Below are 22214 nucleotides of genomic sequence, written 5' to 3'. Positions count from 1 at the left end.
TGGTTGCCAGCGGGCGGGCGAGCGGCGAAAGGGTTTCGCACCGACCCGGTCCGACTCGCCGAGCGCGCCGCCGATCAGATCCCGATCTCGTCGTCGTCGCCGTCGGCGTCCCACTCCCAGTGCTCGGCGGTCAGCCGGGCCGACGAGCGCCGCACGCCCCCGTCGGCGAGCCCCTCGGCGTAGGTGAAGCCGTACGTCGGCGGTTCGTACTCGTCGGGGTCGACGACCGACTCGTTCCTCCGGAAGCGCCGCGCGACCAGCAGGACCGGGGTGCCGCCGGCCGCCTCGCCCGGGACCTCCCGAAGCGCCTCCAGCCGGTACCACTGCGGGATGCGCTCGCGGAGCTTCTCCCCGAACCGCGTGTCGCGGAACCGGCCGGCGACCCGGAGCGCGAGCGTCCCGTTCTCGGCGAGCCAGTCGCTCGCGCGCTCGACGTACAGCGCGGAGGTGTCGTAGGTGTAGTACGCCGCCTCGTAGTCGGCGTACGCGTCCGCGACGGGCCCGTCGGCCACGTCGCGCCGCAGCGTCGCCGGCGGCGCTCCGACCACGTAGTTGTAGTCCTCCCGGGCCAGGGCGGCCGGCTCGTGGCCGTCTCGGATCAGGGGGTTCGTGCAGTATACCGGAAGGGAGTCGAGCGTGAACGTCGGGTCCTCCCACCGCGCCTCGCGGTAGTCGCCGAGCAGCCGCAGCAACAGCCGCGTCTCGGTCACGCGACACGCCAGCGGGTCCGGGCTCGCGCCCGTCAGCCGGTCGCCGAGGGTCCGCAGCCGGTCGGCCGGCTCGGCGTCCGCGAGCCCCGAACGGAGCCGCTCCGCGGACGCGAGCAGGTACCGCCCGTCGCCGACGGCGGGGTCGAGGAGGTCGCCATCGATCCCGTGCAGGTCCGCCTCCGCCGAGGCGTCGTAGCCGGCCGCGTCGAGCAGGGCCTCGGGAAGCGGGTCCGGCTCGGCGGGATCTGTGTCGATGCCGTGGAGGTCCGCGACCGACAGCAGGCGGTCGTAGGCGGCGACCGCGCGGTCGGGGTCGCCGTCGAAGGAGAAGTGATCGAGGTAGCCGACCGTCCGCGAGAGCGCCGCACAGACCCCGTCGTCGTCGAGCGCCCAGCCGGCCAGATCCGGCGCACGGCGGTCGTACACCGTCCCGCGTCGCTCGCGGGCCAGCCCGAGCAGGTCGCCCGCGTCGCGCTCGACGCCCGTCGCCTCGGCGAACTCCTCGAACCGCTCGACGGCGTCGCCGGTGAGCGCCTCGTCGAGGAGGTCCGTCCCCGCGAGCACCCGCTCCAGCAGCGCCTCCTCGACCAGCTGGAAGGCGACGACGCGGGCGAACGCCCGGCGGTTCTCCGAGGGCGTAAAGCCCGTCCGGCCGGCGCCGCGGACCCACGTGCCGTAGGCGGCACGCAGCGCCCGCGCGTCGGCGTGGTCGCGCTCGTGGGCGAGCAGTCGCGCGCGGGCCGGCCCGGCGGCGGTCTCGTCGCCGTCGCCGCGGCGGGCGGCGCGGACCGCGTCCCGGAGGTCGGCCGCGCGCTCGTCGTAGCCGTCGAGGTCGTCGACGAGCCGCGCTTGCGCCGACTCGACGGCCGGCGCGAGCAGGTCGCCGAGGCAGTCGCGCAGCGTCCCGACGAGCGTGTCGAGCCCGTCGTCGTCGGCGACGGCGTGGCGTCCGGACGTACCGACGCCGTCGGCGTCGTCGACATCGCCCGCCTCGTCGACCGCGGACAGCTCCGCCGGCCGCAACGCGGTCAGCTTCGCGACGGCGAGCTGTTGAGCCGGCCGGAGCGTCTTCGAGAGCCGCCCCCGGCGCCCGGCGTCGACGATCCGCGCCAGCGGGATCTCGGTGTGGGTGACCGCGGAGACGCCCGCGACGGTCCGGACCTCCTCTGCGCTCTCGCCGTCCTCGGCGTTCTCGATGTCCCCGGCGCTTCCGCCGTCCCCTCCCTTCTCGGCTCCCCCGCGGTCGAGGCGCTCGAAGACGAGCAGCCGGTCGAAGCCCCCGGCGACGACGTATCGAGCCGTCGGCTCGGCGCTGGCGGCCTCGAACGCCGCGACCACCGCGGCACCCACGTTCTCGGCGTCGCGTCCGACCGCCGCGAACGTCGCGCTCACGGCGCCGTCGTCGTCGCGGAGCCGCCCGACGCGACCGTCCAGCTCGTACGCGTCGGGGTCGTACCCCAGCACGTCGCCGAACAGCGCCGCACACAGCGTCGCCGCGACGGTCTCGGCGCCGGCGTCGGCGTCGAGCGTCGCCTCGGCCCGGTCGGCCGCCTCGACGACGCGCTCTACGAAGCCCTGTCCGTACGAACCGCGTGGGGCACCTGATATGTCTCGCACCCGAATCGGCTATCCCTCGAAATCGGACCTACCTAATCCTTTCTCAGTCGACCGGCCAGGTTTCGGACGGTCGGCGGCCGAGTTCCACCCGAAGCGATCGGGTTCGCTCCGGTCGGCTCGTCGCGCCTTCGTTCGGATCCGGACGGCTCGATAGGTCCCCGGAACGGTACGACTGCGACGCCGTGACGGTTCGGCGTGACATACGTCCGCATGCGGCAGAGTTAGGTCCGTTCGGCCCTTGACGTGGTCTGTGAACGGCACCCAGACAGCCCGCATCCGGGTGTATTCTCCCGCCGGGGTGTACGACGCGTGAGCGACGCGGAGGCCGAGCCCGAGACCGACCGCGACGGCGCGGACCCGGAGGGGACGCCCCACGACCTCGCGCCGCTTCCCGTCTCGGAGGCGGCCGACCTCGTCGATCGGGTCGCCGACAACGTCGCCCGCGTCATCGTCGGCAACGACGCCGCCGTCGAGCACATCCTCGTGACCGTGCTCGGCCGGGGCCACCTCCTCCTGGAGGACGTGCCCGGCGTCGGCAAGACGATGCTCGCGCGCTCGTTGGCGACCTCGGTCGACTGCGAGTTCAAGCGCGTCCAGTTCACGCCCGACCTCCTCCCGTCGGACGTGACCGGGATCAACGTGTACAACCAGAAGACCGGCGAGTTCGAGTTCCGGCCGGGACCGGTGTTCGCCAACATCGTCCTTGGCGACGAGATCAACCGCGCGCCGCCGAAGACGCAGTCGGCGCTGTTGGAGGCGATGGAGGAGGGGCAGGTCACCGTCGACGGCGTCACCCGCGGCCTCCCCGACCCCTTCACTGTCATCGCGACCCAGAACGACGTGGAGCCGGGGCGCACCTACGAGCTCCCGCTGGCGGAGATCGACCGGTTCATGAAGAAGCTCCGGCTGGGCTACCCCGACCGGGCCGACGAGACGGAGATGCTGGACCGCACGGCCGGCGAGCACCCGATCGAGTCGCTGGAGCCGGTAGCGACCACCGAAGAGCTTCGCCGCGCCCGCGCGACCGTCGGCGAGGTCGGCGTCTCGGAACCCGTGCGCGAGTACGTCACCGACCTCGCCACCTACACCCGCGAGCACGCCCAGCTCGGCGTGAGTCCCCGCGGAAGCATCGCCCTCGTGCGCGCCTCGCAGGCGCGCGCCGTCATCGACGGCCGCGACTACGTCGTCCCCGACGACGTGCAGACGGAGGCGCCGTCGGTGTTCGCCCATCGCGTCCGCCCCCGGACCGGCAGCGAGTCCGGCCTCGACGTGGTCGAGGACGCCCTCTCGTCCGTGGCAGTCGAGTAACCATGCGACTCACCCGACGTGGAAAGACGGTCGTCGCCGTGGCGCTCGTCGCCGTCGCCTCCGGGCTCGCGTTCGGCCCGCGATCACTCAACGCCGTCGTCGTGCCCGCCGTCGTCGCGTTGAGTGCCGCCTATCTCCAGCTGCGCTGGGTCGAGCCCCCGGCGGTCGCGCGCGACGTGCCGCCGGACGACCACGTCGGCCGGACGTACCCGGTCCGGCTGTTCTTCGGCGACCGCGACGGCCCCCGCCCGAGCGTCGATGAGGGAATGGACCGCCCGTTCGCCGGCCGCGTCCGCGAGCGGGTCGGCGACGGCGTCGCCGCCGACCGGGTCGTCTTCGACACGGTCGTCGGCGCCGTCCCCGTCGAGTACGACGTTACCTACGAGTCGCGCGGGCGCCACCGCCTCGGCCCGGCCGGCGTGACCGCCCGCGACGCGCTCGGGCTCGCGGAGACCGACCTCTCGACGACGGAGACGGACGAGGTGCTCGTCTACCCCGCGGTCCACGCCATCGCCGGCTGGGCCCGCCGCGACCTGCGCGCGCTCCACGAGACGGGCGTCCACGAGGAGCGCCGCGAGTTCGACCGCCTCCGCGAGTACGCCCGCGGCGACTCGCTGCGCGACGTGCACTGGAAGTCGACCGCCAAGCGCGACGACCTCATCGTGAAGGAGTTCTCCGCGGAGGCGGAGACGGAGGCGGTCTCGGTCGCGGCCGGCGCGGCCGCCGCGCCCGGCGCCGCCGACGGCATGGCCGAGGCGACCGCGAGCCTCGCGCTCGCGCTCGTCGAGGACGGCGTCCCGGTCGACGTGTCCCTCCCCGACGGGACGCTCACCGTCACCGGCGAGCGCGGCAGCCAGGTGCGCCTGCTGGAGCGCCTGGCGGTGATCGGGCCCGGACGCGTCGCCGACGCCGACGCGGACGTCACCGTCTACGGCGAGGCCGACGCCGTTCGCGTCTCCGTCGCCGGCGAGGACCACGAGTTCGCCGACTTCCGCTCGGACCGGCCCGCGACGTACGGCGTCTCCCGACCTGACCCGCGCCTCGACCGCGCCCGAGGGAGTCGCGAGGCCGCCGGCGACGGGGAGGTGATCGCGTGAGCACTCCCGTCGGAAACCGGTTCGGCGGGATGGGATCCGGACGGACCGCCGGCGACGGCTCCGCCGACCGCGGTGGCGGTTCCGGCGACGACGGGGACGCCGCCGGCCGCTACTCGGTCGCCGCGGCGGTCCGGACGCCGGCGGCCGCCGGCGTCGCCCTCGCGGTCGCGTCGTTCCTCGCGGTGTTCCACCACGTCGTCGACGTGGTCGGCGGCGCGACACTCCTCCTGATGGAGGTGGCGCTCGTCGCGGCGGCGGCCGCGTGGCTCGGCGGCTTCCTCCGCGAGCGGACCGCCGTCGGCCTCACCGCCGTCGGCTTCGCGCTCGCGCTGGTCGGGTACTTCATGTCGGTGCCGCCGTCGGCGCGCGCGCTGTTCACGGCCGGGCGCGTCGTCGGCGACGTGCTCGCGCTGCTCACGGGGCTGTCGGTGCTGCGGCTGCTCAACGCCGGCGCGTGGGCGCTGTTCCTCGTTCCGGTGCCGACGTTCCTGTCGACGTACCTCCTCGTCCGTCGGCGCTACGCCGCCGCGGCGACGGTCGGCGCGGCCACGACCGGCTTCTTCGTCCTCACCGGCGACGCCGGCGTCGGCGTCGCCCTCGCTGCCGCCGTCGGGGTCACCCTCGCGGTCGGCTTCTCCGAGCTGTCCGCCGCCGGGCGCTCCGGCGTGCTCGCCCAGTGGGACACGCTCGCGGTCGTCGTCGCGGCGATGGTCGTCGTCACCTCCGTCGTCACCGTCGTCCCCGGGAGCGCGACGAACCCCGTGCTCCCCGGCGGCGACTCCCCGACCGTCGAGTCGAGCCTGGTGGCGAACACCGACTCCGTCGGCGTGCTCGGCAGCATCCGCCTCTCGCCCGAGGTCCGCTTCACCGTCGAGGCCGACGAGCCAGCCTACTGGCGCGTCGGCTCGTACGACCGCTACACGGGCGGCAGGTGGGTCAGAACGGGCGAGACGACTCCCTACACCGGCCCCGGATCGCTCGGCGACCCGCCCGGGGAGAGCGACCGCCTCGCCCAGCGGGTGACCGCACGCGGGCAGATGGACGCGCTGCCGGCGGCGTGGAAGCCGGTCGAGCTCCGCGGGCGCGCGGCCGACACCGCGCAGGTGACCGACCACGACGGGCTCAAGCCCGGGACGACGCTGCTGGAGAACGACACCTACACCGTCGTCAGCCGGCGCCCGAACGCGACCCCCGGGGAACTTCGCCGCGCCGGGACGGACTACCCGTCGTCGGTCTCCTCGCGGTACACGCAGTTGCCCGAGAGCACGCCCGACCGCGTGGGCGAGCGCACCGCCGAGGTGATCGACCGGACCGACGCGTCGAATCCCTACGAGGCGGCCGTCGCGATCGAGCGGTACCTCGAACGGACGAAGGAGTACTCGCTGGACGTACCCCCGCCGCAGGGGAACACCGCCGACAGCTTCCTGTTCGAGATGAACGCGGGCTACTGCGTCTACTACGCGACGACGATGGTCGCGATGTTGCGAACCCAGGGCGTCCCGGCCCGGTTCGTCACCGGCTACACGTCCGGCCAGCGCGTCGCCGAGGACGAGTGGGTCGTCCGGGGTCTCGACTCGCACGCGTGGGTCGAGGTGTACTTCCCCGGCCACGGCTGGGTCCAGTTCGACCCAACTCCCTCGGGTCCGCGCGAGACCGCCGAACAGGCGAGCGTCGAGTCCGCCCGCGAGGAGGGCGAGGAGAACGTCGACGCCGCGGGCTCGGAGGACGGGAGCTACGAGACGCCGACCGCGACGCCGGACAGCGGATCCACCCCCGCCGACTCGGCGCCCGGCGTCGAGGCGATCGACCCCGGCATCGACCAGTTCGGCAACGCGACGGTCGCCACCGCCGGCCCCGGCGGCCTCACCGCGAACGCGACGCCCGCCGGCGGCGGATCCGGCGGCGGCGACGGAAACGAGGGGTGGGCGCCCACCCGCGAGGACGTCGCCGTCGGCGCCGCCGCGCTGGTCGGCGTCGTCGCCGGCGCGCGCCGCTTCGGCCTGACGGGGCGGGTCCGACGGACGATCTGGCTGCTCCACCAGTCCAGCGCCGACCCCGACACGGACGCCGAGCGGGCGTTCCGGCGTCTGGAGTACCTCGCGTCGGTCGTCTACCGGTCGCGCCGTCCCGGCGAGACGCCCCGGCAGTACGTCGAGGCGCTCTCGCGCGATCGGTTCGGCGAGTCCGCCCGCACCGTCGCGGAGGCGTACGAGCGCGCCCGCTACGGCGGCGGCGTCGACGAGGCGGAGGCCCGGCGGGCCGTCGAGGCGGTCGACGACCTGATCCGTCGGCACGCCCCCGTGCTCCGGCGCCTGGGCGGCGCCGGCAAACCGACGTGATCGACGTTCGGGCCGCTGCCCCCTGCGTCCGTCCGGATTCCCCGCGACCGCGCGCCCGTGGGTCGGAATCCGTATGCGAACACCCGACAGGATTTAATACGGCGCTCTTGTAGGTTCGGGCGGAAATGTCCGAGGTATGCTCGACGTGCGGTCTGCCTGAGGAACTCTGCGTCTGTGAGGACGTGGCCAAGGAGTCTCAGGAGATCTCGATCCGCATCGACGAGCGCAGGTACGGGAAGGAGGTAACGGTCATCGAAGGATTCGATCCCAAGGACGTGGACATGGACTCGCTGTCCAGCGATCTGAAGTCCAAGTTCGCCTGCGGGGGCACCGTCGAGGACGGCGCCATCGAACTGCAGGGGAACCACAGCGGCCGCGTCGAGGGGTTCCTCCGCGACAAGGGGTTCAACGTCGCGTGACCATCGGACCGACCTGACACCGCACTCGAGCAGTCGCGTTTCGTTCTCCCGTTTTCGACGCCGCGAGCTACTGCGTCGTCGCGCACGGCCGACACGCGCCCCGGCCTCGGCCCCGCCGGCGACCGGCCGACCGACGCAGCCGAGACGCCAACGGCTTTAGCCGCCCTCGCGCTACCGGGAGCCAATGCAGCAGCGAGGCCTCGTCGCGCTCGTCGTCGTCTGCCTCGTCTCGTCGCTCGTCGCGCCCGCGGTCGCGGCCGCGCCGGCGACTGACGCCGGCGGCGACGCCGACGCTGACGCCGTAGCTATCGCTCACGTCACGCCTCCGACGGGGGTCGGTTCCGATCCCCCGGCGGCGATCGATTCCACGTCGTCGCCGAGAACCGTCTCACCGTCGTCGTCGCCGTCGTCGCCGACGGCCGCCTCGACCGCCGCTGGCGACGACATCCGGCTCACGACGACGCTCGCGCTCACGCCCGACCGGCCGGGCTCGGTCGCGGTCACGCTCCGGTTCGAGGCCCCCGACCGCGTCACCGCCATCGAGGCGCGGATCGCCGCCGACGCCGAGTCGGTGGCGACCGACGGGTTCGACGCGACAGACGGCGACACCTACGAGTGGGACGGCGAGACGGCGGCGCCGACGATCCGCTATCGCCTCCCGGCCAACCGGACGACCACGTCCGGCCGGCTCGATCGGGCCGAACCAGCGTTCTCGGGCGGAACGCTGAAGGGAGCCACAGCATCCGCCTCCGCCGCCGGCGACGAGGGGTACGTCTTCGTCGACCCCGGCCCCTGGGCACTCGTGCAGGTTCCGGGGACGGGCGTGTCGTGGCGCTACCGCGGCGACACCGTGGGACTCTCGCGGGATGCGACGACCGACGGCCCGGGCGCCGTCGGCGAGCGCGTGGCGTTCCTCGGCGAGCACACCGTCCGCGAGCACAGCGCGAACGGGCAGACGTTCCGGCTCGTCGTCCCCGCCGCGTCGGCCGACGCGATGCGGGCGACGCCGGACCGCGTGCTCGACTCGCTGGCGTCGGCCTCGGAGACGCTCCGCGTCGGCGACCGCGACGAGTCGGTGTTCCTCGTCGCCGCGCCGACCGGCGTCGACTGGGGGGTCGCCGGGATCCAGACGGGCGACGCCGACGCGTGGGTTCGCGCGGACGAGCCGCTCGCCGACCCCCGAAGCGCCTGGCTCCACGAGTACGTCCACACGCGGCAGTCGTTCACGACGACCGCCGAGACGCGCTGGGTGATCGAGGGCTCGGCCGACTACTACGCCGCCCTGCTCGCGCTCCGACAGGGGTTGATCGACTTCCCGGCGTTCGCCGACCACCTCGAACGCGGCGCCGAGGCGCCGTACGCCGACGACGTGCTTGCAAACCCGGACACGTGGACGACGGCCACGCCCTACCGCAAGGGCTCGCTCGTCGTCGGGGAGACCGACCGCCGGGTCCGGCTGGCCGCCGACGGCGGCGCCAGCTTCGACACGGTGTTCGCTCGCCTGAACCCCGAGTCCGCCCCCGTCTCCGGCGACCGCTTCCTCGCGCTCGTCGCTGAGGCCGGCGACGAGTCGGTCGCCGAGGAGACGGGACGGGTCGTCCGGACGGACGCCGTCCCCGAGATGTGGTCGGCATCGGCCCACGAGACAGCGTTCGGCACCCCGGTCGCTCGCATCGCGGTCGACTCGCCGGCGGAGGTCGGCGTCGGGAGTAAGTTCCGGAACGGGAGCCTCGCGCCGCCCGTCACGGTCGCCGTCGGCGAGACGGTCACCGTCCCGCTGTCGGTCTCGAACGACGGCGGCGCCGCCGGCGACTACCGGGTCGCGCTCGCGGCGAACGACCGGACGGTCGCCGTCGCCAACGGGACGCTCTCGGCCGGCGAGAACGCGACCGTGCCGCTGTCGTGGACGCCGACCGAGCCCGGGACGTACGCGCTGACGGTGCGCGGGCACACCTACGAGGTCTTCGTCGAGGAGCCGTCGACGCCCTCGGTCGCCGCGGTGTCGCTGAACCGGACGAGCGTCGCCGCCGGCGACGCGGTGCTGGTGACCGCCGAGGTCGTCGCCGACGGGGCGGTTCCCGCCGCGGGCGACCTCGCGGTCCGCGTCGACGGCCGCACGGTCGCGACCGAGCGCGTCCGCGTCGCCCCCGACGACGCAGCGACGCTGCGGGTACCGATCCGCGTCGACGAGCCGGGAACCTACACCGTGTCGGTCGGCGACGCGACCGCGTCGCTCACCGTCGAGGCGGCTGACGGGGAACGCGGGGACGACGCGGGCGGTGGCGACGCGAACGGGGACGCCGACGACCTCGGCGTCTCCGCCCCCGGATTCGGCGTCGGCGCGGCCGCGGCGTCGCTGGCGCTCGCGCTCGCGCTGGCGGCCCTGCGGGGGCGCCGGTCAGAAGGGTGACTGCGGGCCGTCGTCGGCCGCGGCGGCGTCCCCGTCCGCGTCGGCGACGCCGGCTTCGAGCTCGCCGTCCCACGCCTCCAGCCCGCCTGCCATGCTCTCGACGCGCGCGTCGGTCGTCCCCTCGAAGGACGTGATGAGGTTCGCCGCCTGGACGCTCGCCTTGCCGTGCGGGCACACCGTCACGATGTGTTCGCTCCCGGTCAGCGACGCCACCCGGTCGGGTAGCTCCTGAAACGGGACGTTCTCGGAGCCGGGGATGTGGCCGCGCTCGTACGCCCCCGGCGAGCGGATGTCGACGACGCGGACGTCCGCGTCCTCCGCGAGGAGCCGCTCGACTTCGTCGGGCGTGATCTCGCCGTCCATGCCCGTGGGGAGCCGTCGCCGGGTGAAAAGCGCTCCGCCGTCGGCGACCCCGTCGGACCCCGTCGATCGCCGACCGGACCGTCCCGGCTACAGCACCCCCTCCTCGCGGGCGAGCAGCACGCCCTCGAGGGTCGCGTCGTTGGTCGGCGGCGAGCGGACCACGTCGACCGCCTCGTCGACGGGGACCGCCCGGGGGACGAGGTACTCGTTGTCGTCGAGTTCCTGTCCGACGGGCTCCAACCCTTCCGCGAAGACGAACCCGCGGGTGTGGCGAAGCAGTCCGGTCGTACACTGCACCTCGCCGAGCACGGAGAGCGAGTCGGCGGCGAAGCCGGTCTCCTCGCGCAGCTCCCGCCGGCCCGCTCCGGTGTACGACTCCCCGGCCTCGACGATGCCCGCGGGGAGTTCAAGCTGCGTGTTGCGGACGGTCGGGCGGTACTGCTCGACCATGAGGAGATCGTCGCCGGCGCGGGCAACGACGACCACGGCCGTCGCCAGCTCTGACCAGTAGTACTTCTTCGTCGAGCCGTCGGGGTGTTCGACGAGGTCGTAGCCGGCCGTCACCCACCCCGTCTCGTACTCCACCGCCGTCTCCAGCACGGGCCACTCTGGCTCGCCCGGCCAGTCGTGGCGGCGGCCGTCGCCGAAGTCGGGTTCGTCGGTGGTCCACTCGTCGGCGGCCGCCTCCGAGTCGTTCGCGTCGTTCGCGTCGCGGCTGTCGTCGTTCACGGTTGGACGACGCTTACGCGGTAGCGGGTATCGTTGTACCGGACGAAGACGGCGTCGCCGTCGACGGCGCCCGCGGGCGCGAACTCCCGGAACGTCGACAGCTCGTCGAACGGCGAGTGGCTGAACTCCTCCTTCAGGCCGTACGGTCCCCGGCGGTACGCCTCCGAGCGCCCGTCGTCCGCCTCGACCGCCGAGAAGAAGTACTGGAACCGCTGTTCGGCGATGCCGCCCTCGGTCGCGTTCAGCTCGTAGGCGGGGCCGTCGGCCTCGGCCGCGGGCGTCGCCTCCAGGTAGTACGGGTCGCCCGACCCGAGGTACGACGGGAGCGCCCCGAGCGCGAGCAGGAGGAGGACGACGGCGACGATGCCGACGAGGAATTTCCGGGTGACCGGTCGCATGGGCGCGGTAGGGGACGGCGGCGCAAAACGCGTTATGCCTCGTCGCTGCCGGTTTCGCCGCCGTCGTCGACGACGGGTCGGTACGCCCGTCCGAACGCGCGCCGGCGGAGCGTGCCGAGCGCGGCCTCTCGCTCGGCCTGCCACGTCGCCGCGACCACGGGCTTGGGGACCTCGCCGTCGGGCGCGAACGCGACCGGGTGCCAGACGACGTTGTCGACGTTGTCGCTGCCGGCCATGTCCGACTCGTACTCGGGGTGGTCGTCGAGCCACGCCTCGTACTCCTCGCGCGTGCCGACGTGAACCTCCAGCAGCGACGCGAACAGCGCGTCGCGAACCGTCTCGATCACCTCGCCGGTGACGCGGTCGGCGTACTCCTCGCGGTCGAACTCCATCGCCTTCGCCGCCTCGCGGACGGCGACCTTCGCGGCGGGCACGAGCGTGTCGTACTCCTCGCGGGCCTCCGCGGGCGTCGCCGGCGCGAGCGTCCCTTCGGTGTCCATACCCGTCGGTGCGGGCGTGCGAGCCAAGAGTCGTTCCCTTCCGGGACCGCGACCGGCTACTCCTCGGTCGCGTCGTCGCCGTCGCCGTCGCTGTCGCCGTCGCGGTCCTCGTCCAACCCGTACATCTCCTCGGTCAACTCCTGTGCCTCCTCCAGCACCGACTCGACCGCCTCGTCCGTCACCGCCTCGGCGATGCCACCGCCGCCGGCGACGTCCGGGCGCTCCTGATCCCCGTGGTCGTGCGAGTGCCCGTGTCCGCCGGTCGCCCCCGAACCGGTCGTATCCTCGAACACCTCGTCGTATTCGGTCTCCTCGGCGAACTCTGTCACTACCGACGCCAGGTCCGCGGGCGTGCGGTCGCCCCAGTCGTCGACGTGCTCGTCCAGCCAGTCCTCGTGCTCGTCGCCGTGGAGCATCGCCGTGAACGCCAAGTGGTTCGCGAGGTGCTCGCTGTCGCGCTGGGGCGTCTCGCACACCGGACAGGCGTATCCCATACGCCGACTGGGGCGCCGAGCGTGAAAACGACTGCCGTCCGCGGTCGCCGGGCCGCGGCCGCGAGGCGGCGTCGGCTCCAGACCTACGACTCGCCCGCGTTGCGCTCGCGGACCCACTCGCCCAGGTCGAGTCGCATCACGAACGCCGACTCGCCGTCGCCGTAGTATCGCGGGATCCGCCGGGCCGGCCGGAACCCCTCGTCGTCGTACAGGTCCTGGGCGCGGTGGTTGCTCTCGCGAACCTCGAGCTTCACCACGCTCGCGCCCGCGGCCGCCAGCTCCGACAGCGACGCCCGGAGCAGCCGCCGGCCGAGCCCCCTCCCCTGTGCGTCGGGGCGCACCGCGAGGTCCTTGATGTGGCCGATGTCCTGTCCGTGGTTCGGCGTCACGTCGCCGACGACGTAGCCGATCACGTCGCCGGCGTCGATCGCGCCGTCGATCGCGTCCCCGCCCGCTGCTGCCCGAGCGCCGGCGTCCGGATCGCCCTCCGCGACGAGAAACCCCGGCGCGTCGAGCAGCCCCTCGAAGGCCGCGTAGGGCCACGGCTGGGCGAACACGGCCTTCTCGATGCGGAACACGCCGAGCAGGTCCGCCCGGCCGGCCGGGCGGATCCGCGGCTCGTCGGTTTCGTCATCGCCCGCGGCAGCGCCGCGCGAGGTGGTCACGACCCGCCCTTTGGAGGTTGTAGGGATAAGTGAACTGGCGGACGACCGATGAAGCGGCATCTCCATAGTGTGTTGCGGTGCGGCGCGGCCGACGTAGCGTACCGCGAGCGAGGGCCGTTAGGCCCGAGCGAGCGGCAGTTTTGGCATTACGGGAAATCGAAGATTTCCCGTCAGCAGTCGGATTCCTGCGGAATCCGACGACATGAACGGGTTTTCAATGAGGGTTCCCGCAGGCCGCCGAAGGCGGCCGAGGAAACCCTCATCCGAAAAGCGGTTCTTCGTGGGCGGCTCGGGCCGTGCGGCCGACCGGAGGTCGGCCGCACACACCTCGCCGCCGTCAGACCGAGGTCTCGCTGCGCTCGACCTCGCTTTAGTCGTCAGCGGGCGCCGCGCCGCTGCCTGACTCGTGCTGCTGCTTCGTCCACGAGAGCTTCCCGCCGGCCGCGAGGATCTTGCGCTCGCGCTCGGAGGCGTCGAGGTGCGCCGTGGCCTCCCAGTCGTCGTTCACGCGGACCGTGAACTCGGTGGCGCCGTTGCGGACGCCCTCGCCCACGTCGTCGACGATCTCGACGTCGTCGCCCTGGTCGATCCTCTCGTACGTCTCCTCGTCGATGGTGAGGGGGACGAGACCGAAGTTGAACAGGTTCGCCTTGTGGATGCGGGCGAAGCTCTGTGCGAGCACGCCCTCCACGCCGAGGAACATCGGGCACAGGGCCGCGTGCTCACGCGAGGAGCCCTGGCCGTAGTTCTCGCCGGCCACGAGGAAGCCGCCGTCGGCGTCCAGCGCGCGCTGGGCGAACGTGTCGTCGACGCGGCTCAGCGTGAACTCCGAGAGCTTCTCGATGTTCGAGCGGAACTTGAGGATGTCCGCCGTCGCCGGGATGATGTGGTCGGTCGTGATGTTGTCCTCCATCTTCAGGAGCGCCTCGCCCTCGATATCGGAGGCGAGCTCGTCCTTCAGGGGCACGTCGCCGATGTTCGGGCCCTTGATGAGGTCGTCGTCGACGGCCTCGTCGGGGCTGATGATGTCCGGGTCGGACTCGCCCATGCCGGGACCGTACTTGGTGCCCATCTCGAGACCGGGCGCCTCCAGGTCGCCGAGCTCGTCGGCCAGGTCGCGCGGGTCGACGATCTCGCCGGCGATGGCCGCCGCCGTGGCGACCTCGGGCGAGCAGAGGAACACCGAGTCGTCCTCGATGCCCGAGCGGCCCTCGAAGTTGCGGTTGAACGTCCGCAGCGACACGGAGTCGGAGGCGGGCACGTGGCCGATGCCGATACAGGCGCCACACGTCGCCTCGGAGAAGTTGACGCCGGCGGCCATCATCTCGGCCGTCCAGCCCTCGCGGGCGAGCATCTCGGAGGCCTGCTTGGAACCGGGCGCGACGATCATCTCGGTCTTCTTGGCGACCTCACGGCCCTTCAGCATCTTCGCGCCGGGGAGGATGTCCTCGTAGGCGCCGTTCGTACAGGAGCCGATGATGACCTGCTCGACGTCCTCGCCCGCGACCTCGCGGACGGGCACGACGTTGTCGGGCATCGACGGCTTGGCGATGAGCGGCTCCAGCGACGAGAGGTCGACCTCGATGGTCTCGGCGTACTCGGCGTCCTCGTCGGGCGAGAGGTCGACGTACTCCTCCTCGCGGTCCTGGCGCGCCAGCCAGTCCTTCGTCTTCTCGTCGGTGCCGAAGATCGAGGACGTGGCGCCCAGCTCGGTGCCGAGGTTCGTGATGGTCGTCCGCTCGGGAATGGTGAGCTCCTCGACGCCCGGGCCGGTGTACTCCAGCACCTTGCCGACGCCGCCCTTGACGGTCAGCTCGCCCAGCAGGTGGAGCGCGACGTCCTTCGCGGTGGCCCACTCGGGGAGCTCGCCGGTCAGCTGGACGTTCACGACCTCGGGCATCTCGACGTAGTAGGCGCCGCCGCCCATCGCGACCGCGATGTCGAGGCCGCCCGCGCCGATCGCCAGCTGGCCGAGGCCGCCGGGGGTCGGCGTGTGCGAGTCCGAGCCCAGCAGCGTCTTGCCGGGCGCGGCGAAGTTCTCCTTGTGGACCTGGTGGCAGATGCCGTTGCCGGGGCGGGAGAAGTACGCGCCGAAGGTGCCCGCCGCAGAGCGGAGGAAGCGGTGGTCGTCGGTGTTCTTGAAGTCGAACTGGTACGTCTGGTGGTCACAGTACTGCGCGGCCAGTTCCGTCTGAACCTCGTCGAGGTCCAGCGCCTCGAACTGCAGCCACACCATCGTGCCCGTCGTGTCCTGCGTGAGGACCTGGTCGATCTCGATCCCGATCTCCTCGCCGGGTGTCAGCTCGCCCTCGACGAGGTGATCGTCGAGAATCTGCTCCGTAATCGTCTGTCCCATATCGTCCGCGTATCTTCGCTCTGCGGATATAAATCCGGCGAGTTCTCACCCTGACGTTCGTGATAGACTGCCGCTCCGTCCGGTAATTATTGCACAGCCGACGCGAATATTGCCTCACATTCTGGTCGAATGATCCTTCCTCGCCGTCGTTCGTGGACGGTCGCATCCGCGTCTCGACCGTCGCTTGTCGACCGGCGGGCTTTTCGGTCGGCCTGTCTCTCCCTCGGGTATGTTCGAATCGGGTGCCGCCGTCGCGGACCACATCGACCCCGTCGACGACGACCAGATCCAGCCGAACGGCGTCGACCTGACCGTCGACGCGCTGTACGAACAGACCGAAGCGGGCCGGATCACCCGCGACGGGAAGCGCGTCGGTGACCGGGCCGAGATCGAGCCGGAGGACGGCCTGTACTGCCTCGACCCCGGCGCGTACGTGCTGCAGTACGGCGAGCACCTGCGGATCCCCGACGACCACGTCGGCTTCGTCTACCCGCGGTCGACGCTGCTGCGCAACTCCTGTATGCTGAACACCGCGGTGTGGGACGCCGGCTACGAGGGCCGCGGCGAGGGACTGCTTCAGGTGGGCCACCGGATCGAGATCGAACCCGGCGCCCGCGTGGCGCAGTTCGTTCTCGCGGCCGCCGACCACGAGGGCCACTACGACGGCACGTACCACGGCGAGGGATAGGACCGCAAGCGTCACCGCGGCTCCTCGCTTCGCTCGTCGCGGTGCTGCACACAGAAACGGGCTGGGAGGGATTCGAACCACGCCGTCGGCTCGCTTCGCTCGCCGCCGTCTACTTCGAATCCCTCCAGCGGGCGCTATTCACTGCTCGCTGACGCTCGCAGGAATAGCGGGCTGGGAGGGATTCGAACCCCCGACCGTCCGGTGACCTCCCCGCACGCACGCGCCGTCCGAACGGGTTAAAAGCCGGACGCTCTCCCTAACTGAGCTACCAGCCCTCATCCGACCATACCGTCGTGCGCGCATAAGCGTTTACGAACGACGGCGACGGCCCGGCCGCCACCCACACGACCTTATCGACGGCCGCCGACCGGCACCCATGACCGTCCCCGACCTCCGGGACCTCGCGACCCGGCTGTGCTCGTTTGAGACGACCGACGGCGACGAGGCGGCCGCCGCCCAGTGGCTCCGCGACCGCCTTGCCGACGCCGGCTTCGAGACGTACTCCTGGGAGGCCGACCCCGAACGCCTCGCCGAACACCCGTCGTTCCCGGACGATCCGGCCGACATCGACGCGGCCGGGCGTCCGAGCGTCGCGGGCGTTCTCCCGTTCGGCGACCCCGACGCCGGCCGAACGATCGTCCTCAACGGCCACCTCGACGTGGTTCCCGCGGACGACGACCTCTGGACGAGCGACCCCTTCGACCCCGTGTGGGGCGTGGCCGACGACGGCGCGGAGACGCTCACCTGCCGCGGCGCCGTCGACATGAAGGCCGCCGTCGCCGCCTGCGTCCACGCCGCGCTCGACCTCCGGGAGGCGGTCGATTCGGGCGATCTGAACATCGACGGCCGGGTCGTCGTCGAGGCGGTCGCCGGCGAGGAGGAGGGCGGCATCGGCGCGGCCGCGGCGGCGCTCGACTCGCCGTACCCGTTCGACCGCGACGCCGCCCTCGTCGCGGAGCCGACCGAACTCCGCGCCGTCACGGCGACGGAGGGAACCGTGATGAAGCGTCTGGAGATCGCGGGCCGGAGCGCCCACGCCGCGACGCGGTGGAACGGCGTCGACACCCTCCCGCTGTTCGAGGAGATCAGGCGGGGGTTCACCGACCTGGAGGCCGAGCGGTGCGAGCGCGTCACCCATCCGCTGTACGAGGGGTTCGACGTGCCGTGGCCCGTCGTCTGCGGCCGTGTCGAGGCGGGGTCGTGGGCCTCGACCGTGCCGGGAACGCTGACCGCCGAGTGGCGGATCGGCGTCGCGCCCGGCGAGACCGTCGACGAGGTGGAGGCGGAGTTCGAGGAACGGCTCGCACGGATCGTGGCGGAGGACGACTGGCTGCGCGAACACCCACCCGAGTTCGAGCGCTTCTCGATCATGTTCGAGCCCGCGGAGATCGGCGCCGACGAACCCGTCGTCCGGTCGCTTCGGGCGGCGATGACCGACGCGGGACTGTCCGACACCGCACCCGTCGGCGCGACGTACGGCGCGGACAACCGCCACTACGTCGCCGCCGGGGTCCCGACGGTCGTGTTCGGGCCCGGGAGCGTCGAGCGGGCGCACTTCCCCGACGAGACGGTCCGCTGGACGGACGTGGAGACGGCCAGAACCGTGATCCGTGACGCCGCCGCGCGGTTCCTCGCGACCGACTGAGCCGTCGCGGGCGACGGTGACGCGACCGCGACGTAGCCGACGGGATCGGTCGGTCAGTCCTCCCGGGCGGCGTCGAGCGAGTCGGCGATCACGTCGCCCGGGTCGCGGTTCTCCAGCGACGCGCGGTCACGAAGCCGGCGGTAAACGTCGAGCGGGAGGTCGACGTTGAGGGTTCCGGGGGTGACACCTTCGGCCCGGAGCGCCGCCTCGGGGGCGGTGCCGTCGTTGATCGCGCTGGCCGCGCGGCGCACCTCGCGGACGGTGAGGCCGGCGTCGAGGACCGCCCACGCGAGGTCGAAGCGCGCGTCGCCGGCGACGCGCGCGATGTGTTTCGCGGCCGTCGGCGCGATGTGGCCGCGGGCGACGTGCCGGCGGACCGATTCGGGAAGGTCGTGCACGCGGGCCCACTTGCGGATGAACGACACCTGGACGCCGTCGCCGGCGGCCTCGGCGGCGGCCTTGTACGAGCCGTGGCCGCGCACGAGCGCGGCGCAGGCGGCGGCCCCGCGCAGCATGACGACGTTGTCGTCGCCGGCGACGGCCTCGCTGGCGAACCGGCGGACGGTCTCGGCGGCCTCGGCGAGGCTCTCGTCGTCGTCGGGGTCGAACCGGGCCGCGCGCTCGGCACGCTCGCCGGTGACCGCGGGGTCGCCCCGGACCACGGGCTCGCCGACCTCCGCCTCGCGGTCGGCGCGACGGGTGCCGACCGGTCGATCCCGCCCCCGGGCGCGGTCCTCGTCGTCACGGCCGTCGCCGGGGCGCTCGTGACTCATCGTCCACTCGTCGGCTCCGCCGCGTCAAAAGGCTCCCGGGGGTGGCCGTCCCTGCCGTGACCTGTGACGGCCGGGGTGTCGCCGCGGCCAGCCACATCGACGCCGCTTTGCCGCGGCCGACCCGAGCGCGAGTATGCTCCGCTACGTCACGACGAACCCCGGGAAGGTCCGCGAGGCCCGCGAGTACCTCGGCGACGAGGTCTCCCAGCTCGACTTCGACTACACGGAGATCCAGGCCGACGACCTCGCGCCGATCGCCGCCCGCGGCGCCCGCGAGGCGTACCGCCACGCCGGCGAGCCGGTGCTCGTCGACGACGCCGGCCTGTTCGTCCGCGGGTTCGACGGCTTCCCCGGCCCGTACTCCGCGTACGTCGAGGACACGATCGGCGTCGAGGCCGTCCGTCGACTCGTCGACGCCGAGCTCGACGACCGCCGGGCCTCGTTCCGCTGCGTGCTCGCGTACTGCGACGGCGAGCCGTTCGACGCCTCCCCCGACCCCGTCGACCGCGACGACCGCGTCGCAGCGGCCGCGACGGGGGCCGAGCGCGACGACGCGGAGACCGAGCCGCTCCCCGTCAAGCTGTTCGAGGGCGTCGTCTGCGGCGAGATCGTCGAGGCGCGCGGCGACGGCGGCTTCGGCTACGACCCGATCTTCGAGTACGACGGGTCGACGTTCGCCGAGATGGACGCCGCAGAGAAGAACGCGATCTCCCACCGCGGGCGGGCGTTGGAGAAGTTCGGGGTGTGGTTTGCCGAGCGGTAGCGAGGCAAACTACGGAAGACAACCGAGCGAAGCGAGTGCAGTCTTCAGGTGGTATCAGGAGCGTAGCGACTGATAGTAGACGAGTCGGTTCGAGCGCAGCGAGAAGTGTCTCGGCGTGGGTTGCCGAGCGGTAGCGAAGCGAACCACGGCTGACGGTCGGGCGAGGCGAACGGCGGCCGACACGCGCCGCGGTCGCCGACGCTAAGCCGTCGCCGCCGCAACGCGATCGCATGCCCCGCGCGGTCGCCATCAACGTCGCCGCCAACACGAACCTCCCGGGTCGTCGCGGGCCGGTGTACCCGGACGGCTCGTTCGTCTACGTCCCGATCCCCGAGCGCGAGCCGACCGCCGGGCCGGTCCCCACCTACGCCGACCTCGACCTCGCCGCGTACGTCCCCGACGACGCGGTCGACCGCCCGGTCCACCTCGATCCGGAGTTCGCGGGCGCGCTCGGCCGCGAGGCGTACACCTACGGCGATCCCTACGGCGTCAAGGCCCGACCGATCTCCGCGCTGGAGCCCGGCGACTCCCTCCTATTTTACGCGACGTTGACCGTCAGCGACGAGGACGCGGACCGCGCAAACCGCGCCGACCGCCCCGCCCGAGCCAACCGCGTCGACTGGCTGCCACCCGACTGGGGCTGTTTCCTGATCGGCGAGTTCCGCGTCGCGGAGGTGCTCACCGGCGACGAGTACCGGAAATCCGACGCGGCGACCCGGGAGCGGTTCGCCTCGAACGCGCACGCCCGCCGCGAGTCGTTCGACGCCGCGGTGGTCGTCCGCGGCGACCCCGACGGCTCGCGGCTGTTCGACCGCGCGGTCCCGCTGTCGACGCCCGCCGGCGGCGCCGACGCGAACCGGCTGGTCACCGATCTCTCGGCCGATTCGGGGAAGGGCCCGTGGTGGCGGCGCGTCCTCCGGTACGACGCCGACGCGACCGCGACGCTGCGCGAGCGGATCGACGCGGATCCGGCCGACTGGCCGGCGTGATCACCCGATAACGCGGTGGTGGTACGCCCACCCCCACACGAACGTGAGGACGACGAGGAGCCCGGCGGCGGCCACGCCGGCCACCGCGTCGGTCGCGGCCGCCGCGCCGACACGGTCGACGAGATGGACGCCCGCAGCGTTGGCGTACGCGACGAGTTCGCGCGCGCTCACGAGGTGCTTCAGGACGTCCTTCAGATACGAGGCCGACACCATCGCCGCCAACGCGGCGACGGCGTGCGAGATACCGGTTCGGTGGGGCATACGTCGCTGTCGTCGCGTCGGGGTGATATATGTTAGTGCCGGTGAACGTGCGCGGGCTACGGGCGGATGTACGCCCAGCCGTCGCCTTGGAGCCGGGTGAGTTCGCCGACGCCGGAGGACGCCGCCTCGACGCCCGCGGGGAGGTCGTCGAGCGTCGCCGTCGCGCCCCGCAGCGCGTTCGAGCAGACGCTGAACGCCGTTTCCGCGTCGTCGCCGCCGGCGCCGTCCTCGCCCCCGTCGGCGGCGAGGACGGCCTCGACGCGCTCGCGTCCGTCGGGCTCGGCCGCCGCGTCGATGACCGCGGGGTTGTCGACGACGACCGCGACGGCCGTGACCGACACCGTGTCGTCGCCGAGGAGGTTCCGGACCTTCGCGTCGACGTACGAGAGCTGATCGACGGTGGAGACGTGGAAGACGGTGCGCATATCCTGTGTCACGGTCGTCGGCGCCGTGGCTGTTTCGTTCGGCTTCGCCAGAAGTGCGCCGTCCAGGAATTGAACCACGCTCGGACGTGCTCGCGCCGCTGCGCGCGTCCGATCTACTTCAATTCCCGTCGGCGATGTCTCTCACTGGCGTTCGAGACATGCGCCGTCCGGGAATTGAACCCGGGCTATTAGCTTGGGAAGCTAATGTCCTACCACTGGACCAACGGCGCGCTCGTTCGTTTCACTCACTCGCGCCCCGAGGCTCGCGATTCCTCCGGAATCGCTCACCAACGGCGCTCGTGTGTGCCTCAACGTATTCGATCGCCGCACTTCAACTAATCGGTCGCCGGCGTCGCCACGGAACTGGACGCACGTCCACGATCCGCGGAGACGAGGGAGCTATTAGTTCGGCGCCGACCTACCCGGAGGCGATGAGCGAATCCGTCCTGTTGGACGAGGAATCGACCCCGTTGGACCTGCGCCTGTCCGACGCCGAACTCGACCGGGTACACGCGCACCTCACCGACTTCATCGCCGACCAGGTCGACGCAGCGGGCGCCGACGGGGCGGTGCTGGGGCTGTCGGGCGGGATCGACTCGACGACGGTCGCGTACCTCGCGGTCGACGCCCTCGGCGCCGACAGCGTTCGGGGCCTGGTGATGCCCGGGTCGGTGAACACCGAGGAAAACATGAGCGACGCCGAGCGCGTCGCCGAGGATCTCGGGATCGCCTACGACGTGATCGAGATCGAGCCCATCGCCGAGGCGTTCTACGACGCGCTCCCGGAGGCGGCCGACGAGAAAATGGCCGAGAGCAACGTCCGCGTGCGCGTTCGCGCGGTGCTCAACTACTTCGCCGCCAACGCCGACGACCGCCTCGTCCTCGGGACGGGCAACCGTAGCGAGGCGCTCACGGGCTACTTCACGAAGTACGGCGACGGCGCGGTCGACTGCAACCCGCTCGGGAACCTCTACAAACAGCAGGTTCGCCAGCTCGCGGCCCACGCCGGCGTCCCGCACGACCTGGTGATGAAGACGCCCTCGGCGGAGATGTGGACCGGCCAGACCGACGAGGAGGAGCTGGGGCTCGACTACGACACCCTCGATGCGGTGCTCGCGCTCCACGTCGACGGGCCGCTGTCGACGGCCGCGACCGTCCGCGCGCTCGACGTGACCGCCGAGGAGATCGCCCGCGTCGAGGAGCTGTACGAGTCCTCGAAACACAAGCGCGCGATGCCGCCGGCGCCCGCCGAGTTGTCGCTGTAG

The 22214-nt window shown here is 72.3% G+C and carries 21 protein-coding genes and 2 tRNA genes; 10 read left to right on the top strand and 13 right to left on the bottom strand.

Translation table 11 applies throughout. The features are described from left to right. Positions 1-74 precede the first annotated feature (74 nt). Positions 75-2327, bottom strand: a complete 2253-nt coding sequence (locus tag K6T50_RS07915) for a hypothetical protein (protein ID WP_222606094.1) — start codon at positions 2325-2327, stop codon at positions 75-77. Positions 2328-2636: 309 nt separating this feature from the next. Between K6T50_RS07915 and K6T50_RS07910 the strand changes: the two genes are divergently transcribed. The 5 genes from K6T50_RS07910 to K6T50_RS07890 all read left to right on the top strand — a co-directional run bounded on the left by K6T50_RS07910 (position 2637) and on the right by K6T50_RS07890 (position 9900). Further along, entirely contained in the window at positions 2637-3635 is a 999-nt protein-coding gene (locus tag K6T50_RS07910; RefSeq protein ID WP_222606093.1) for an AAA family ATPase, read from the top strand. 2 nt (positions 3636-3637) lie between these two features. After that, complete coding sequence (locus K6T50_RS07905; protein WP_222606092.1) at positions 3638-4732, top strand: DUF58 domain-containing protein; 1095 nt, start codon at positions 3638-3640, stop codon at positions 4730-4732. Further along, a complete protein-coding gene (locus K6T50_RS07900; RefSeq protein WP_222606091.1) occupies positions 4729-7071 on the top strand; it encodes a transglutaminase TgpA family protein in 2343 nt (780 codons plus the stop codon). Before K6T50_RS07905 ends, K6T50_RS07900 begins: the two co-directional genes overlap by 4 nt. A 125-nt stretch (positions 7072-7196) precedes the next feature. Next, complete coding sequence (gene yciH / locus K6T50_RS07895) at positions 7197-7490, top strand: stress response translation initiation inhibitor YciH (protein ID WP_073307091.1); 294 nt, start codon at positions 7197-7199, stop codon at positions 7488-7490. Between the two features lie 184 nt (positions 7491-7674). Next, the gene (locus K6T50_RS07890; protein WP_222606090.1) at positions 7675-9900 is read left to right on the top strand and encodes a CARDB domain-containing protein; all 2226 of its coding nucleotides are present in this window, start codon (positions 7675-7677) and stop codon (positions 9898-9900) included. Here K6T50_RS07890 and K6T50_RS07885 read toward each other — a convergent pair. The 7 genes from K6T50_RS07885 to K6T50_RS07855 form a co-directional block, all read right to left on the bottom strand. Next, entirely contained in the window at positions 9889-10263 is a 375-nt protein-coding gene (locus tag K6T50_RS07885) for a rhodanese-like domain-containing protein (RefSeq protein WP_222606089.1), read from the bottom strand. The genes K6T50_RS07890 and K6T50_RS07885 overlap by 12 nt on opposite strands. A gap of 87 nt (positions 10264-10350) precedes the next feature. Next, positions 10351-10992, bottom strand: a complete 642-nt coding sequence (locus tag K6T50_RS07880; RefSeq protein ID WP_222606088.1) for an NUDIX hydrolase — start codon at positions 10990-10992, stop codon at positions 10351-10353. After that, the gene (locus K6T50_RS07875) at positions 10989-11390 is read right to left on the bottom strand and encodes a hypothetical protein (protein WP_222606087.1); all 402 of its coding nucleotides are present in this window, start codon (positions 11388-11390) and stop codon (positions 10989-10991) included. Before K6T50_RS07875 ends, K6T50_RS07880 begins: the two co-directional genes overlap by 4 nt. A gap of 32 nt (positions 11391-11422) precedes the next feature. Further along, positions 11423-11890 carry a DUF5809 family protein gene (locus K6T50_RS07870; RefSeq protein ID WP_222606086.1) on the bottom strand — a complete coding sequence of 156 codons (468 nt, stop codon included), beginning with the start codon at positions 11888-11890 and terminating at the stop codon, positions 11423-11425. Between the two features lie 56 nt (positions 11891-11946). Next, a complete protein-coding gene (locus K6T50_RS07865) occupies positions 11947-12384 on the bottom strand; it encodes a DUF5810 domain-containing protein (RefSeq protein ID WP_222606085.1) in 438 nt (145 codons plus the stop codon). Positions 12385-12467: 83 nt separating this feature from the next. Further along, a complete protein-coding gene (locus tag K6T50_RS07860) occupies positions 12468-13049 on the bottom strand; it encodes a GNAT family N-acetyltransferase (protein WP_345778647.1) in 582 nt (193 codons plus the stop codon). Positions 13050-13419: 370 nt separating this feature from the next. Further along, on the bottom strand, positions 13420-15405 hold the full coding sequence (locus K6T50_RS07855) for an aconitate hydratase (RefSeq protein WP_222606084.1): 1986 nt from the start codon (positions 15403-15405) through the stop codon (positions 13420-13422). Between the two features lie 229 nt (positions 15406-15634). On the opposite strand from K6T50_RS07855, the gene K6T50_RS07850 reads away from it, so the two are divergent. Continuing rightward, on the top strand, positions 15635-16093 hold the full coding sequence (locus K6T50_RS07850) for a deoxyuridine 5'-triphosphate nucleotidohydrolase (RefSeq protein ID WP_222606083.1): 459 nt from the start codon (positions 15635-15637) through the stop codon (positions 16091-16093). A 167-nt stretch (positions 16094-16260) separates the two neighbouring features. Here the strand turns inward: K6T50_RS07850 and K6T50_RS07845 are convergent. Then, positions 16261-16368 (bottom strand) — tRNA-Lys (locus K6T50_RS07845). A 101-nt stretch (positions 16369-16469) separates the two neighbouring features. Here K6T50_RS07845 and K6T50_RS07840 point away from each other — a divergent pair. Beyond that, positions 16470-17738 (top strand): M20/M25/M40 family metallo-hydrolase, encoded by a 1269-nt coding sequence (locus K6T50_RS07840; RefSeq protein WP_222606082.1) that lies wholly within the window; start codon positions 16470-16472, stop codon positions 17736-17738. A 53-nt stretch (positions 17739-17791) separates the two neighbouring features. Here K6T50_RS07840 and K6T50_RS07835 read toward each other — a convergent pair whose 3' ends face one another. Further along, the gene (locus tag K6T50_RS07835) at positions 17792-18511 is read right to left on the bottom strand and encodes a DUF7119 family protein (protein WP_225935286.1); all 720 of its coding nucleotides are present in this window, start codon (positions 18509-18511) and stop codon (positions 17792-17794) included. Positions 18512-18644: 133 nt separating this feature from the next. Between K6T50_RS07835 and K6T50_RS07830 the strand changes: the two genes are divergently transcribed. Both K6T50_RS07830 and K6T50_RS07825 read left to right on the top strand, forming a co-directional pair. Then, positions 18645-19274 carry a non-canonical purine NTP pyrophosphatase gene (locus K6T50_RS07830; protein ID WP_222606081.1) on the top strand — a complete coding sequence of 210 codons (630 nt, stop codon included), beginning with the start codon at positions 18645-18647 and terminating at the stop codon, positions 19272-19274. A 230-nt stretch (positions 19275-19504) separates the two neighbouring features. Then, a complete protein-coding gene (locus K6T50_RS07825) occupies positions 19505-20263 on the top strand; it encodes an Nmad3 family putative nucleotide modification protein (protein ID WP_222606080.1) in 759 nt (252 codons plus the stop codon). Here K6T50_RS07825 and K6T50_RS07820 read toward each other — a convergent pair whose 3' ends face one another. The 3 genes from K6T50_RS07820 to K6T50_RS07810 all read right to left on the bottom strand — a co-directional run bounded on the left by K6T50_RS07820 (position 20264) and on the right by K6T50_RS07810 (position 21179). Further along, entirely contained in the window at positions 20264-20524 is a 261-nt protein-coding gene (locus K6T50_RS07820) for a hypothetical protein (RefSeq protein ID WP_222606079.1), read from the bottom strand. 56 nt (positions 20525-20580) lie between these two features. Beyond that, entirely contained in the window at positions 20581-20949 is a 369-nt protein-coding gene (locus tag K6T50_RS07815; protein WP_222606078.1) for a DsrE family protein, read from the bottom strand. Between the two features lie 159 nt (positions 20950-21108). Next, positions 21109-21179: transfer RNA gene (locus K6T50_RS07810), tRNA-Gly, on the bottom strand. A 201-nt stretch (positions 21180-21380) separates the two neighbouring features. Here K6T50_RS07810 and K6T50_RS07805 point away from each other — a divergent pair. Beyond that, positions 21381-22214, top strand: a complete 834-nt coding sequence (locus K6T50_RS07805; protein WP_222606077.1) for an NAD+ synthase — start codon at positions 21381-21383, stop codon at positions 22212-22214.

This window comes from Halobaculum magnesiiphilum (assembly GCF_019823105.1).
GTDB lineage: Archaea > Halobacteriota > Halobacteria > Halobacteriales > Haloferacaceae > Halobaculum > Halobaculum magnesiiphilum.
The sequence above is the reverse complement of the archived record's forward strand: the minus strand, read 5'-3'. Positions and strand labels throughout refer to the sequence as shown.